The sequence below is a fragment of the Rhodococcus sp. NPDC003348 genome, from assembly GCF_053589375.1.
On the sequence record NZ_JBSFRT010000029.1, the window covers coordinates 34,900 to 48,746 of the forward strand.

10 protein-coding genes and 1 pseudogene are annotated in these 13,847 nt (G+C 70.5%); 7 read left to right on the forward strand and 4 right to left on the reverse strand.

What is annotated here, in order from left to right; all coding sequences use genetic code 11:
* Window positions 1-65 precede the first annotated feature (65 nt).
* Genes ACWDU4_RS18850 through ACWDU4_RS18865 form a run of 4 tightly spaced genes read left to right on the forward strand, consistent with a single transcriptional unit; the run spans window position 66 to window position 3,191 of the window.
* Window positions 66-470, forward strand: coding sequence for a TOBE domain-containing protein (locus tag ACWDU4_RS18850; protein WP_450115442.1), 405 nt, complete (start codon window positions 66-68; stop codon window positions 468-470).
* Window positions 471-481: 11 nt separating this feature from the next.
* Entirely contained in the window at window positions 482-1,276 is a 795-nt protein-coding gene (gene modA / locus ACWDU4_RS18855; RefSeq protein ID WP_450115443.1) for a molybdate ABC transporter substrate-binding protein, read from the forward strand.
* A complete protein-coding gene (locus ACWDU4_RS18860) occupies window positions 1,276-2,097 on the forward strand; it encodes an ABC transporter permease (RefSeq protein WP_450115476.1) in 822 nt (273 codons plus the stop codon). Before modA ends, ACWDU4_RS18860 begins: the two co-directional genes overlap by 1 nt.
* Complete coding sequence (locus ACWDU4_RS18865; protein WP_450115444.1) at window positions 2,094-3,191, forward strand: sulfate/molybdate ABC transporter ATP-binding protein; 1,098 nt, start codon at window positions 2,094-2,096, stop codon at window positions 3,189-3,191. The genes ACWDU4_RS18860 and ACWDU4_RS18865 overlap by 4 nt, the downstream gene beginning before the upstream one ends.
* Window positions 3,192-3,232: 41 nt before the next feature.
* Here the strand turns inward: ACWDU4_RS18865 and ACWDU4_RS18870 are convergent.
* Window positions 3,233-5,913: pseudogene (locus ACWDU4_RS18870) on the reverse strand (AMP-binding protein).
* A 230-nt stretch (window positions 5,914-6,143) separates the two neighbouring features.
* Here ACWDU4_RS18870 and ACWDU4_RS18875 point away from each other — a divergent pair.
* Genes ACWDU4_RS18875 through ACWDU4_RS18885 form a run of 3 tightly spaced genes read left to right on the forward strand, consistent with a single transcriptional unit; the run spans window position 6,144 to window position 9,801 of the window.
* A complete protein-coding gene (locus tag ACWDU4_RS18875) occupies window positions 6,144-7,178 on the forward strand; it encodes an iron ABC transporter substrate-binding protein (RefSeq protein ID WP_450115445.1) in 1,035 nt (344 codons plus the stop codon).
* Between the two features lie 8 nt (window positions 7,179-7,186).
* On the forward strand, window positions 7,187-8,761 hold the full coding sequence (locus ACWDU4_RS18880; protein ID WP_450115477.1) for an ABC transporter permease: 1,575 nt from the start codon (window positions 7,187-7,189) through the stop codon (window positions 8,759-8,761).
* On the forward strand, window positions 8,758-9,801 hold the full coding sequence (locus ACWDU4_RS18885; protein WP_450115446.1) for an ABC transporter ATP-binding protein: 1,044 nt from the start codon (window positions 8,758-8,760) through the stop codon (window positions 9,799-9,801). The genes ACWDU4_RS18880 and ACWDU4_RS18885 overlap by 4 nt, the downstream gene beginning before the upstream one ends.
* Before the next feature lie 135 nt (window positions 9,802-9,936).
* Here ACWDU4_RS18885 and ACWDU4_RS18890 read toward each other — a convergent pair whose 3' ends face one another.
* The 3 genes from ACWDU4_RS18890 to ACWDU4_RS18900 all read right to left on the reverse strand — a co-directional run bounded on the left by ACWDU4_RS18890 (window position 9,937) and on the right by ACWDU4_RS18900 (window position 13,823).
* On the reverse strand, window positions 9,937-11,079 hold the full coding sequence (locus ACWDU4_RS18890; protein WP_450115478.1) for a PQQ-dependent sugar dehydrogenase: 1,143 nt from the start codon (window positions 11,077-11,079) through the stop codon (window positions 9,937-9,939).
* Window positions 11,080-11,193: 114 nt separating this feature from the next.
* Entirely contained in the window at window positions 11,194-12,651 is a 1,458-nt protein-coding gene (locus ACWDU4_RS18895; RefSeq protein WP_450115447.1) for a flavin-containing monooxygenase, read from the reverse strand.
* Window positions 12,652-12,719: 68 nt separating this feature from the next.
* Entirely contained in the window at window positions 12,720-13,823 is a 1,104-nt protein-coding gene (locus ACWDU4_RS18900; RefSeq protein ID WP_450115448.1) for a LuxR C-terminal-related transcriptional regulator, read from the reverse strand.
* Window positions 13,824-13,847 lie beyond the last annotated feature (24 nt).

Consider the following 13,847-nt stretch of genomic DNA (forward strand, 5'->3'; position numbering starts at 1 on the left):
GTCTCGAATGATCCGCGATTACCGACAGTCCACCTGTTATGTTCCGCAAATGCGAAAGGAGCGCGATGCCGTCGCTTCGCATCAAGGACGCCGCCGGCCTGCTCGGGGTCAGTGACGACACGGTGCGCCGCTGGATCGACAGCGGCGCCCTCGTCGCCGAGAAGGACGCGGCGGGCCGCAAGGTGATCGACGGCAGGGTGCTCGCGGAGTTCGCGACCGAGCACGCCAGCCCACCGCCGAATCCGATCGGAACGGCGAGCTCGGCCCGCAACCGGTTCGTCGGCCTGGTCACCAAGGTCACCGCCGACACCGTGATGGCCGAGGTCCAGATGCAGTGCGGGCCGTTCACCGTCGTCTCGCTGATGAGTTCGGAGTCCGTGCGCGAACTCGGGCTCGAACCCGGCTCCGTCGCCGTCGCCATGGTCAAGGCCACCACCGTCATCGTCGAAACCCCCGAAGGAACTTCGTGACACACCATCTCGTGACAACCGGAAGACTCGCAACCCTGGTCGCCGCCCTCGCCGCCACCGCCGCGCTTGCGGGCTGCTCGAGCTCGTCGACCGACGACTCCGCGACGGCGACCACCGCGGCCGGCTCGGCGGAGGTGACGGGCGATGTGACGGTGTTCGCGGCCGCATCGCTGAAGTCGACGTTCACCGAGCTCGGTGATCAGTTCGAGGCCGCGCACCCCGGCACCTCCGTCACCTTCAACTTCGCCGGGTCGTCCGACCTGGTGGCGCAGCTCCGGCAGGGCGCGCCTGCGGACGTGTTCGCCTCCGCGGACACAGCGAACATGACGAAGGCGCAGGACCTGGTCGCGGGCGCTCCGGTGGACTTCGCCACCAACACCCTGACGATCGTCACGCCGCCCGGCAATCCCGCGCAGGTGACCTCGTTCGCCGATCTCGCGAGGCCCGGCATCCAGGTGGTGGTGTGTGCCCCGCAGGTACCGTGCGGCGCCGCGACCGAGAAGATCGAGAAGTCCACGAACGTCACGCTGTCCCCGGTCAGCGAGGAGTCTTCGGTCACCGATGTCCTCGGCAAGGTCACCTCGGGTCAGGCGGACGCCGGTCTCGTCTACGTCACCGACGCGACCGTCGCAGGCGACAAGGTCACCGCGGTCCCGTTCCCGGAGTCCGCCGGGGCGGTGAACACCTACCCGATCGCGACGTTGAGCGCGTCGGACAACCCCGACTCGGCGGCCGCCTTCGTCGCACTGGTGACGGGACCCGAAGGCCGGAAGGTGCTGTCCGAGGCCGGATTCGCGGCACCGTGATCTCCGGGCGGCGGGTGGGTCACGACCCGGACGGGCGGGTCCGGATCGGGCTGCCCGCCGTGGCGTACCTGCCCGCCGCCGTCGGCGCCGCCTTCCTGATCCTGCCCCTGATCGCGGTCCTGCTCGAAATCGACTGGGGCAACTTCGTTTCCCTGATCACCTCCGAATCCGCGCGCACCGCCCTGCTCCTGAGCCTGAAAACGGCGACCGCGAGCACCGTGGCCTGCGTCCTGCTCGGTGTTCCGATGGCTCTGGTCCTGGCGCGCGGGCAGTTTCGCGGCCGCTCGGTGCTGCGCTCGCTGGTACTGCTGCCGCTCGTGATGCCGCCCGTGGTCGGCGGTATCGCGCTGCTGTACACCTTCGGTCGCAACGGCCTGCTCGGCCAGCAGCTCGAGGCGTTCGGGATCCGGATCGCGTTCTCCACCACCGCGGTCGTGCTGGCCCAGACGTTCGTCTCGCTGCCCTTCCTGGTCGTGAGCCTCGAGGGGGCACTGACGGTGGCGGGCCGGCGGTACGAGGAGGTCGCCGCGACGCTCGGGGCCCGGCCGACGACGGTGCTGCGCCGAGTGACGCTGCCGCTGGTGCTGCCCGGACTGGCGTCCGGCGCCGTCCTCGCGTTCGCCCGCGCGCTCGGCGAGTTCGGCGCGACCATCACCTTCGCCGGGTCGTTGCAGGGAGTGACCCGCACCCTGCCGCTCGAGATCTATCTGCAGCGCGAGACCGACCCCGAGGCCGCGGTCGCGCTGTCCCTGCTCCTGATCGTGGTGGCGGCGGTGATCGTGCTGCTCACGCACCGCAGCCGCCCGGCGGGCGCCCTGTGAGCGTGCTGCGGGTCGATGCCCGCCTCGACCGCCGCGGCGCCGCCTTCGAGGTCACTCTCGCCGACGGTGAGGTGCTGGCCGTCCTGGGACCCAACGGAGCGGGCAAGTCGACGCTGCTGTCGCTGATCTCCGGGCTGCTGCGACCCGACCACGGCCACGTCACCCTGGACGGCCGCACCCTCACCGACGCGGCGACCGGGGTGTTCGTCCCGCCGCACGACCGCGGAGCGGCGCTGCTGTCCCAGCAGGCGCTGCTGTTCCCGCACATGACCGCCGCGGCGAACGTGGCGTTCGCACCCCGCAGTCGCGGGCTGTCCCGCCGCGCGTCCCGCGACGCCGCCGACCGCTGGCTGCGCGAGGTGGACGCGCAGGACCTCGCCGATCGCCGGCCCTCGCAGCTCTCCGGTGGCCAGGCGCAGCGGATCGCGATCGCCCGGGCGCTGGCCGCCGAGCCGCGACTGCTGCTGCTCGACGAGCCGATGGCCGCGCTCGATGTGGCGGTTGCACCGGCGCTGCGGCGGCTGCTGCGCCGCATCCTGCGAGAGCAGCGACGGACCGCGGTGATCGTCACCCACGATCTGCTCGACGCGCTCGCGCTCGCGGACCGGGTGATCGTCGTGGAGTCGGGCCGCGTCGTCGAATCCGGCACGGTCCGTGACGTCCTCGCCGCACCCCGCAGTGCCTTCGCCGCGCGGATCGCGGGCGTGAACCTCGTTCCCGGCACGCTGATCGGGCCCGGCACGCTGGAGTCGCCGTGGGGCGTGAGGGTGTCCGGGACCGCAGGCGCGGACGGCCCGGCGGTCGGATCGTCCGCGGTCGCACTGTTCAGGCCGAGCGCGGTGGCGGTGCACACCGATCCCCCGCACGCCAGCCCCCGCAACGCCTTCGCCGTCACGATCGCCGAGCTGGAGTTGCACGGCACCGCGATCCGGGTCCGCGCCGAGGAGAGTCCGGACGGCGGCACCGGCCTGGCCGCGGACGTGACGCCGGCCGCAGTCGCCGACCTCGACCTCGTCCCCGGTCGGCGGGTGTTTTTCGCGGTCAAGGCGCAGGAGGTGTCGCTGCATCCCGCCCTGCCGCCGCTCAGTGATTAGCTTGCCCCACGCATACACAGCAGGACCCGTCACACACGAATTCAAAGGCTTTGCAGGCGAGGAACTTCCACACCTTCCGGTCTCGCCGACGATGACGTGTCACGAGATGGGGGTTCGACCCTCGGGGTCGGGTACGACCACGGCGACCTCCCTGATCGACGCCCATTCGCACGCTCGAATGGACGCCGGGCGCACATCCGCGCTCGTGACACCGTGGCGGCGATCAGTCGGTGCGCGACGGTCACCGCTTGCCAGTAGAGGATTCCGACCAGTATCGACAGCGCGAAGGCCGGCCATGGATGCCGGTCACGGAGCGGCAGGTATACCTCGAAGTGAGTTATGTAGATGTAGAGCGATGCACTCGCCAATATCCCCGCCACCCGGATCAGTGCAGTGGGGCAGCGCACGGACCGGACCCACACGAGCAGGCACAGTCCGGCGATGACGATGACTTCCCGTTGGGTGTCGCCGAAGAAGAAGCCCGGCACGGTCGCCACGATCGCCGCCGTGACACAGATCCGCTGCCAGGCCGTTCCGGCCTTGGCGGCGGCCCAGCCGAGGGCGAACAGCCAGAAGACCACAGACGCGGTGAGGATGCGGTTGGTGCCATCGTCGACCGGGACGACTGCGTATCGGGTGAGCAGGCCGACCGCGACCAGTCCCATCGCGAAAAGGAAGGGGTACGCGCGTTCGGCGCGGTCCACGAGCGGGATGTACAGCACGGCGGCAGCGACCAGCACGATGTAGACGATCGCCTCGACGAACCAGTACCGCCACTCGATGGTCCATCCAGGCGGACCCAGGATCCCGTTGAGCAGGAACGCACTGGTGACGCGGTACTCGCCGGTCCAGGCGATGACCCCACCGATGAACACCATGGCCGGAATGGCGATCTGCGCCACGCTCCGAAGAGTGCGGCGCATCCGTTCGGCGCGGTCGTCTCCGCTGAGGTGGAACCGGGCGAAGTTGTAGCCGGCGACACCGAGGAGCACGTGCGCCCCACCGAGGATCGCGAACACGTGGATGTGCGAGCCCACGATCAGGACGATCGCGATCGCGCGGAGGAGCACATTGATTTCCACGGCCGGCCACCGACGTCGGCGGCGCGGCGTGAAATCCCCGATGCGGGTTGTGTGCCAGTCCTCGGGGAGATGGCCGAGCATCTGCTCGAGGCGCAGGGACATCCGCACGTAGGAGAGCGAGTCCCCACCCAGGCTCACGAAGGAGCTGTCGTCGGTGACGTTCGGGCAGTGCAGGATGTCTGCGTACAGTGCGCGCAGAGCCGCGGTGTCGGTGATCGGCTGCGTATCCTGCCGCGTCTCGTCGCCGCGGGCCAGGGCGTCCGCGGCCTGAAAATCGGGTTTGCCGGTGGCGGTGCGCGGTAGCGCGTCGACGCCGCACACCCGGATCGCGCCGACCGGAAGACCGGCGGCTTTCGCGGCCGCCGCTCGGGCCAGGGCCGCGTCGGCGTTTTCGGCAACCACGACCAGTTCGTCCGCACCGCCAACGCAGCAGGTCCGCAGCCCGCTCTCCGCGAGGGAGGACTCGACGCGCTCGAGATCGATCCGCAGGCCGAAGATCTTGGCAAACCGGCTGCGCCGGCCGACCACTTCGTACAACCCTGCGCCGCGCTGCCGGGCGAGGTCGCCGGTGCGGAGTTCGCCCCCGAGCGTGTCGCCGAGTTGCAGGTCGTCGGCGGAACGCGCGTAGCCGAGCATCACGTTCGGCCCCTCGTAGACCAACTCGCCGGCGCCGGCCGGTGCGTCGGCGACGGGGTCGAGCCGGAAGGATCCACCCGGAATCGGCTGCCCGATCGCCTCGGGATGGGTGGCTGCGAGCCCCGGTGGCAGGTACGCCATCCGGGCGGTCGCCTCCGTCTGCCCGTACATGACGAACAGCTCCCAGCCGCGCCGCCGGCTCAACTCGGCATACGCCCGGACCCGGTCCGGTGCCAGCCGGCCGCCGGCCTGCGTGACATAGCGCAGGTCGGGCAGGTCGAAACCGTCGAACCCGATGCGGTCGAGCAGGTCGAAGGTGTACGGCACGCCCGCGAAGGAAGTGCCGCCTGCGGTGCGAACAGTTCCCAGAACCCGGGGTCGGTGACCGGACGCGACGTCAGGATCACGCCGGCACCTCGGAGCAGGTGGCTGTGGATGACGGACAGTCCGTAGCAGTAGTGCATGGGTAGGGTCGTCGCGGCCCGATCGCTGCTCACGATGGCGAGGTACTGCGCGATCGATTCGGCGTTGGCCTGAATGTTGCGGTGCGACAGGCGGACCAGCTTCGGCGATCCGGTCGACCCGGAGGTGGTGAGCAACAGCGCGAGGTCGGGGTGCAGCGAGTGCGCCGAGCCCGCGCGGACCTCCTCGAGCACCGCGTGTCCGGCGCTGTCACACCCGCGCACCACCACGTCCGGGCGGTACTCGGCAATCAGGGAGTCCAGGCTGTCCGGCCTGTCGCCAGGCACCAGCAGCACCGGATGTCCGGCGGACAGGGCCGCGAGGTAGACGACGATCAGATCGATCTCGTGGGCACCGGCGATCAGCACGAGACGGCGGGTCTCCCCCAGCCGGTGGACCACCTCGGCGACTCGGTCGGCGAGGTCTCGGTACGACACCGAACCGTCCTCCGTGACCAGTGCGACCGCATCGCCGTACTCGCCGAGCCGGCACGCGAGGGGTACCCCGGGGCGGCGCTCGACACGGTTGGACTGGCTCGGCATCGGTCGATTGTATGAGGCATGCCGTCTCTGACCTCCGGAGAGTCGTGCGGGGCGGCACCGAAGGGCTCCACGGGAACAGACTGGACGGCTGGTCTTTTCGCCGTTTCCGCATCTACTCCGGCGGGACCCCATTCGACTCGCGTCCGGTGAGGGTTGCCAACCCTTCAAGTGGCAAGATCGTCGGGGAGACAGCCGGGAGAAGTCCCGCTGGGAAGAAGGACGGACGGGCGATGAGGAAACGGATCGGGCTGATGTCGGGGGTGGCTGCGGCCGCCGCTGCGATGATGGTGGTGTCGGGGTGTTCGAATTCCGGTTCGGACTCCGAGGGAGGCTCCGCCAACACGATCACCGTCTACAACGCCCAGCACGAGTCACTGACGAAGGAATGGGCCGACGCCTTCACTGCGGAGACCGGCATCGAGGTGGAGCTGCGCAACGGCAGCGACACCGAACTCGGCAACCAGATCGTCGCCGAGGGCGACAAGTCGCCCGCCGACGTGTTCCTCACCGAGAACTCCCCGGCCATGACCCTGGTGGAGAACGCCGGGCTGTTCACCGATGTGGCGCCGGACGTCCTCGATCAGGTGCCGAGCCAGTACCGGCCGTCGAGCGGGAAGTGGACTGGAATCGCCGCCCGTTCAACCGTTTTCGCATACAACAAGGACCTGCTCCCCCCCGACCAGCTACCGAAGTCGCTGCTCGACCTGCAGGACCCCGCGTGGAAGGACAGGTGGGCCGCGTCGCCGTCGGGGGCGGACTTCCAGGCCATCGTCAGCGCGCTCCTCGAACTCAGAGGTGAGGACGCCACCCGCCAGTGGCTGGCCGGTATGAAGGAGAACGTCCGCACCTACAAGGGCAACAGCACGGTGATGAAGGCCGTCAACGCCGGGGAGATCCCCGGTGGTGTCATCTACCACTACTACTGGTTCGGCGATCAGGCGAAGACGGGCGAAAACAGCAACAACGTCGCCCTGCACTACTTCAAGAACGAGGATCCGGGAGCATTCGTCAGCGTCTCCGGTGGCGGAGTTCTGCGATCGAGCACCAAACAGGATGCGGCGCAGCGGTTCCTGAAGTTCGTCACCGGCCAGAAGGGCCAGGAGGTTCTCCAGAACGGGACGTCGTTCGAGTACACCGTGGGCAGCGGCGTGCCCGCCAACCCGAAGCTGGTGCCCCTCGCCGATCTACAGGCCCCGCAGGTCGACCCAGCGAAGCTGAACAGCCCGCAGGTGACCGAGCTGATGACCGAAGCGGGTCTGCTCTGAATCTCGCACTGATCGGCCGGGCCCGGCCGGGGGACGCGAACACGCGTCGCCCGGCCGGTCGGCCGCGCCTTCCGCTCCCGCTGTCCGTTGCCGCGCTCGCCGTGGTGGCCGCCTCGTTCATCCCGCTCGGCTACATCGTCGCGGCGAGCCTGGACACCGGCTGGGACACCGCGTCGGCGCTGTTGTTCCGACCTCGGGTGCGGGAGCTTCTCACCAATACCGTGACGCTGGTCGTCGTCACGGTGCCGATCTGCGTCGTCGTCGGTGTCGCGTCCGCTTGGCTCGTGGAGCGCACCCGGGTGGTCGGCGCGAAAGTGTGGGCGGTCCTTCTCGCGGCACCGCTGGCCATTCCGGCGTTCGTCAACAGCTACTCCTGGGTGACCACGATCCCGTCGCTCGGCGGGCTGCCGGGCGGCGTCCTCATCGCAACCCTTTCCTACTTTCCCCTCGTCTACATCCCGACGGCCGCGACGTTGCGCCGACTGGACCCGGCGGTCGAGGAATCGGCACGCGCCCTGGGCGCCGGGCCCTGGGAGGTCTTCTTCCGCGTCGTGGTCCCGCAGCTGCGCCTGGCCATCTCCGGAGGCGCATTGTTGGTGTCGTTGCACCTGCTCGCCGAGTACGGCGCATTCGTCTTCATCCGGTTCGACACCTTCACCACCGCGATCTTCGAGCAGTACCAGTCAACCTTCAACGGGGCCGCGGCCACCATGCTCGCCGGCGTCCTGGTACTGCTGTGCCTGTCCCTGCTGATACTCGAGTCGGCCGTCCGGGGCAGCGCCCGATATGCCCGGATCGGCCCGGGCGCTGCCCGCAGGTTCGTACCCGCCGAGCTCGGCTGGCGATACTCGCCGGTTGCGCTGTTGTTCCTCGGGGCGCTGGTCGCGTTGTCCGTCGGTGTCCCGGTGGTCAGTGTCGTGCGGTGGGTCGCCATCGGCGGGAGCGCGGCCTGGGAGTGGGACACCGTCGCGTCCGCATTGCTGCAGACTCTCGGATTCGGGATCGCCGGCGCGGTCGTGACCTGCGTGCTCGCGTTCCCGATCGCTTGGATCTCGATCCGCCACCGCGGCCGGTTCAGCCGTTTCCTCGAAGGTGGCAGCTACATCTCCAGCTCGTTGCCCGGCATCGTGGTCGCCTTGGCGTTGGTGACGGTCTCCATCCGCTATCTGCACCCGCTCTACCAGACCGTGACCGTCGTGATCGTCGCCTACGCGCTCCTGTTCCTGCCGCGCGCCCTGGTGAACCTGCGGGCCGGACTCGCGCAGGCACCCGTCGGACTCGAGGAGGCTGCGCAATCGCTCGGAATCTCACCGTCCTCGGCGTTCTTCCGGGTGACGCTGCCGCTGGCCGCCCCGGCTGCCGCGGCGGGCGGAGCACTGGTGTTCCTCGGGATCGTCAACGAACTGACCGCCACCCTGCTGCTGGCACCGACCGGGACCCGCACCCTGTCCATGGGGTTCTGGGCCCTCAGTAGCGAGATCGACTACGCCGGGGCGGCACCGTACGCGCTGATCATGATCGTGCTGTCGCTGCCCATGACCTACGTGCTCTTCACCCAGTCGAAAAAGGTGGCCGGACTATGACATACGCACTCGAGGTGGACGGGCTCGACAAATCGTTCGGCGCCGCGACGGTGCTGCGGCACGTGGCGTTCGCCGTCGAGGCGGGCTCCACCACGGCGATCGTCGGGCCGTCCGGTTGTGGCAAGACCACCCTGCTCCGGCTGATCGCGGGCTTCGAGAAGCCGGACGCCGGGACGATCGCGCTGGCCGGCCGGGTCGTCGCGGGCAGCGGATGGACGCCCGCGCACCGACGGTCGGTGGGCTACGTCGCCCAGGACGGTGCCCTGTTCCCGCACGCCACCGTCGGCGCGAACGTCGGGTTCGGGCTGCCCCGCCGGGCACGCACCGCATCGAAGATCGCCGAGCTGCTCGAGATGGTCTCGCTCGACTCGTCGTACGCCACTCGGCGCCCCGACCAGCTGTCGGGCGGACAGCAGCAGCGGGTGGCCCTCGCCCGGGCCCTGGCCCGGGAACCCGACCTGATGCTGCTCGACGAGCCGTTTTCCGCACTGGACGCCGGCCTGCGGGCGAACACCCGCAGGATCGTCGCCGACGTCCTCGCGAAGGCGGGAATCACCACCATCCTCGTCACCCACGACCAGCCCGAGGCCCTGTCCTTCGCCGACCGGGTCGCGGTGATGAGCGCGGGCCGGCTCGCCCAGATCGGCACCCCCCGCGAAATCTATGCCACCCCCGTCGACGTCCCCACCGCACAGTTCATCGGCGACGCCGTCGTGCTGTCCGCGCACGTCGAGGACGGGCGGGCCCGCTGCGCGCTCGGCGAGATCGCCGTCACCGCGGGCGGTGTACGCGGTGACGCCCGAATCATGCTCCGGCCGGAACAGATCGACCTGCGGCCCGGCGCGGGTGGCGTGACCGGCACCGTGCTCGCGGTCGACTATCTCGGCTCCGAGACCATGGTCAAGATACAGCTTGATCCCGACACCGAGACCCTCCTCGGTGAACAAGTCACGGTCCGCCGGTTCGGAACCGACACGGTTGCCGCCGGTGACCGCGTCGCCGTCATGGTCCGCGGCTCGGCAGTCGCCTACCCCAGCTGACCCGCCCCACCACATCGGCGACGTGGCCACGAAACACACTGCCGCGCAACAGATCATCCAGACCCTTGCAGCGTAGATCCTGATCGAGGGGCCGACGGCCCCGAATCCGCCCTCGACAGGGCGATGCTTCGCCCGCTAGCCCGCCGCGGGAGCTACCCTCAGGATCCGGTCGCCCGACCCGTTGTCGGTGGTGACGAGCAGCGTGCCATCCGGAGCCGGCGTGGCCGAGCGCAGCCGGCCGAACCGGCCCTCGAGCGCCGACGCCTCGTCGGTGACCGACCGCCCGTCGTCGGACAGGCGCAGCAGCACCAGTTTCTGCGCCTGCTGGCTGGTGACCGCCAGCGCCCCCGACCACGCACCCCAGTTCGTCCCGGGGAGGAACGCACCGCCCGGGGTCGCGATCGTCGGGGCACCGGAACTCCACACCGCGGGAATCGCTCCCGGCACCCGCTCCGGGTCGGTCATCGGCACCGACTCGTCGTAGACGCCGGGACGCCGGTCCGGCCGGTAGCCGTAGTTGCCGCCTGCGGTCAGCAGGTTCACCTCGTCGTCGACCCGGGTGCCCTGCTCGATGCCGTACAGCCGCCCGGTCCCGGGCTGCAGGGCCAGGCCCTGCACGTTCCGGTGCCCGAGGGTGAACACCGGACTGGACGGGTCCGGGTTCCCTGCGGCCGGGGCGCCGTCGACGTCGACGTGCAACACCTTGCCGCCGAGCGACGCCCGGTCCTGGGGCACGGTCGGGGACGCGGAGTCGCCGGTACCGACGTAGAGGGTGCCGTCGGGGTGCGCGAGCACGCGGCAGCCGCCGTGCCTGCCGCTGTCCGCGAGCGGGAACCCGGTGAGCACGTCGGCACCGCGGGCGAGCGTCGTCCACCCGGCGTCGACGGTCCAGGACACCACCCGGATGTCCCGGCCGCCCGCACCCTGATGTCCCTGGCAGGTGTAGAGCGTGCGGTTCGCCGCGAAGTCGCGGTCGAGGGCGATACCCATCAGGCCCGTCTCGCCGCGGGCGTACAGGTCCGACAGGTCCGCGGTCACCTCGCCGGTGCTGCCGTCGGCCCGCCGCACGACGAATCTGCCGGATCGTTCGCCGGTGAGGATCGCGCCGTCCGGGGCCACCACGACATCCCACGGCGTGGCGAGCCCGTCGATGACCGTGGTGACCTCCATCGCGGGCGGCTCGGCGTACGCGGCGGCCCCGGCGGAGCCGGTCGAGACGGTGGACCCACCGGTGTCGGCGGGCTGCGCACACCCGGCGAGCAGGACGGCGGCCGCCAGTACCGCACCGCGGAGAATCGACCCGTCCACGTTCACACACCTCCGACCGCCGGTACTCCGAGGGCGTTGCGCCCCTCCCCAGTGTGACCTCCCCATCGAGACCCGCAGCAATGCTCAGCGAGGTCGGGGGTAGCTCAATTGGTACTCCTCCGGCCGCACCCGTCGGGTCCGCAGCCGGTACCGCCAGGAGAATCCCGGCCACAACGAATGGTTGACGCCCTGACCGTCGAGGTACCAGCTGGTGCAACCGCCGGTGCTCCACACCGCCCTCCGCAGCCGGCGCTGCACGTCGCGATGGAAGGCGTCCTGCGCGTCCTCACGCACATCCAGTGCCACGGCTCCGGCGCGGTCCACGGTCGCGATCGCGTCGAGGACGTACCGAACCTGCGACTCGATCATGAACACCACCGAGTTGTGGCCGAGCCCGGTGTTCGGTCCGGACAGCAGGAACGCGTTGGGCAGTCCCGCGACGGTGATCCCGAGATGGGTGCGGATGCCGCCGCGGTGCCACAACTGCTGCAGGGTGACCCCGTCCCGCCCGGCGAGCGGCAGCCGGGCGAGCGAACCCGCGACCCGGAATCCGGTCGCGTGGACGAGCACGTCCACCGGTCGGGAGACACCGTCCGCGGTGACGACGCCCTCCGGGGTGATCCGCTCGACGGCCTCCGTGACCACCTCGACACCGGGCCGGGTGAGCGCGGGAAAGTAGCTGTCGGAGTGGAGAATCCGCTTGCAGCCGATGCGGTGGTCCGGGGTGAGCGCGCGACGCAGTGCGGGATCGTCCACGTGCCGGTGCAGGTGGCGCAGCGCCCGGCGCCGCAGCCGGGCGGACGCGGCGGGCGGTCCGGCGAGGGCGGGCACCAGCGCCTCCCCACGCCAGTACTCGACGGTGCGGGCCAGCCGCGGCAGGCGCGGCGGCCGCATTCCCCGGGCCGGGAGCACCCAGGCCGGGGTCCGCTGATACAGGTGCAGTTCACCTGCCCGCGAGGCGATTTCGGGGACGACCTGGACGGCGGACGCGCCGGTGCCGATCACCGCGACCCGCTTGCCGTCGAGGTCGACCGTGTGGTCCCACTCGGCGGTGTGGAAGGCCGGACCGGTGAACGTCTCCATGCCCGGGATGCGCGGAAGCTTCGGCAGGTGCAGCGCCCCGGTCCCGACGACGAGGAACCGCGCGGCGAACCTGCGGCCGTCGGCGGTGCTCACATACCAGCGCGCCGCGTCCTCGTCCCAGCGACCCTGGGCGACCTCGGCGCCGAACACGATCCGGTCGCGGAACCCGGCACCGACGCCCCGGAGGTAGTCGAGAATCTCCGGCTGGGCCGCCCGCGCCGCACTCCACCCCGCGCCGGGGGCGAAAGAGTAGGAGTACTGCACGGACGGGATGTCGCAGGCGCACCCGGGATAGGTGTTGTCCCGCCAGGTGCCGCCGACCTCGCCGGCCTTCTCGAGCACCAGGAAGTCGCGCTCGCCGGACCGCTGGAGCGCGGCCGCCATCCCGAGGCCGGCGAATCCGGCACCGATCACAAGCACCCGAGTGTCCCGCACCTCGTCATCACTCGTCACGCCCATACTTGAACACTGTTCAAGTATGGGCGTGAGAAGGCAAGTAGCAGGTATCCCGCGCACCTGGATCCCGCTCAGGCCCCGAGGTACCACCCGTACGGACTCGGGATCGCACCCGCGGCGGTCAGCGGGGCGTAGTGGCGGCCGTACAGGGTGGCCACCAGATCACGACGGCTCGAGATCTCCGCCTTCGCGAGGATCGACTTCACGTGGTCCTGCACGGTGTACGCCGAGATGAACAGGGCCTTCGCGATCGCGTCGGTCGAGGCGCCGCGCAGCACCAGTTCGGTGATCTCGCGCTCGCGCGGCGTCAGCCCGTACGCGCGCACCAGCACGTCGGACAGGTGATTCTCGGTCGCCGCCTCGAGGATCACCGGGACCGAACCCGAACCCGCGAGCACCGAGCCGTGCGCCAGGATCCAGCCACCGCCACGGCGCGGGAGCCGGGCGTGCGCCGGCCGGTCGCTCGCGCCGTCCGCCGCGGACCTCGCCGCGGCGGCCACCGACCGGAAGACGCTGGGAACCACGTTCCCGTCCGCGATCTCGGCGAGCCAGCGCTCGGCCTGCGGTGTGACGTCGCCGAGCGTGCCGCCCGGTTCGACGATGGCGATGCCCGGCGACGCCACCGCGTCCACCGCCCGGTCCGCGGCGGTGTGCAGCATCGCGCGCCGCAACCCGTCCGCGACCAGCGTGCCGATCCGCGCGATCAGCGCCACCTCGTCCGCACGGAACGGGGCGCCGCCCATGCGATAGCCGACCAGGGTGCCCCAGCAACTCGCCCCGTCGAGGAAGGCGGCCCGGATCTCGTCGGTGACACCGATCGGTTCGAGGATCGTCTGCCAGCGCGGCGACCGGTCGAGCCGGCCTCCGGTCGCGGCGTGCAACGCGGCGACCGGCGGAACCGACCGGGCGAGCGCCGCGAAGGAGTTCACATCCGGGACGCGGAACTCGCTGTCGAAGAGCCGGGCCTCGGCCTCGTGGTCCTCGGCACGCCCGCTCAGCACGCAGCTGGTGAACAACAACGTCGCCGGATCGGTGGTCGACCAGGCCGCCACGTCCCAGGGCACGAACCCGCGCACGAGGGCGTCGAGTTCCTCGCGAAGCGCGTCGAGCCCGAGACCGCGATGCGTCAGCCGCACGACCGCGCGTTGCAGCCTGTCACCCTGGGATTCGGTCATGGGCGAAGACTAACCGCGCCGAAT

Bases quoted from the DNA above. Each gene is read 5' to 3' on its own strand.
- ACWDU4_RS18850 (WP_450115442.1), top strand. From the start codon at position 66: ATGCCGTCGCTTCGCATCAAGGACGCCGCCGGCCTGCTCGGGGTCAGT.
- ACWDU4_RS18875 (WP_450115445.1), top strand. From the start codon at position 6,144: ATGAGGAAACGGATCGGGCTGATGTCGGGGGTGGCTGCGGCCGCCGCT.
- ACWDU4_RS18885 (WP_450115446.1), top strand. From the start codon at position 8,758: ATGACATACGCACTCGAGGTGGACGGGCTCGACAAATCGTTCGGCGCC.
- ACWDU4_RS18895 (WP_450115447.1), bottom strand. From the start codon at position 12,651: ATGGGCGTGACGAGTGATGACGAGGTGCGGGACACTCGGGTGCTTGTG.
- ACWDU4_RS18900 (WP_450115448.1), bottom strand. From the start codon at position 13,823: ATGACCGAATCCCAGGGTGACAGGCTGCAACGCGCGGTCGTGCGGCTG.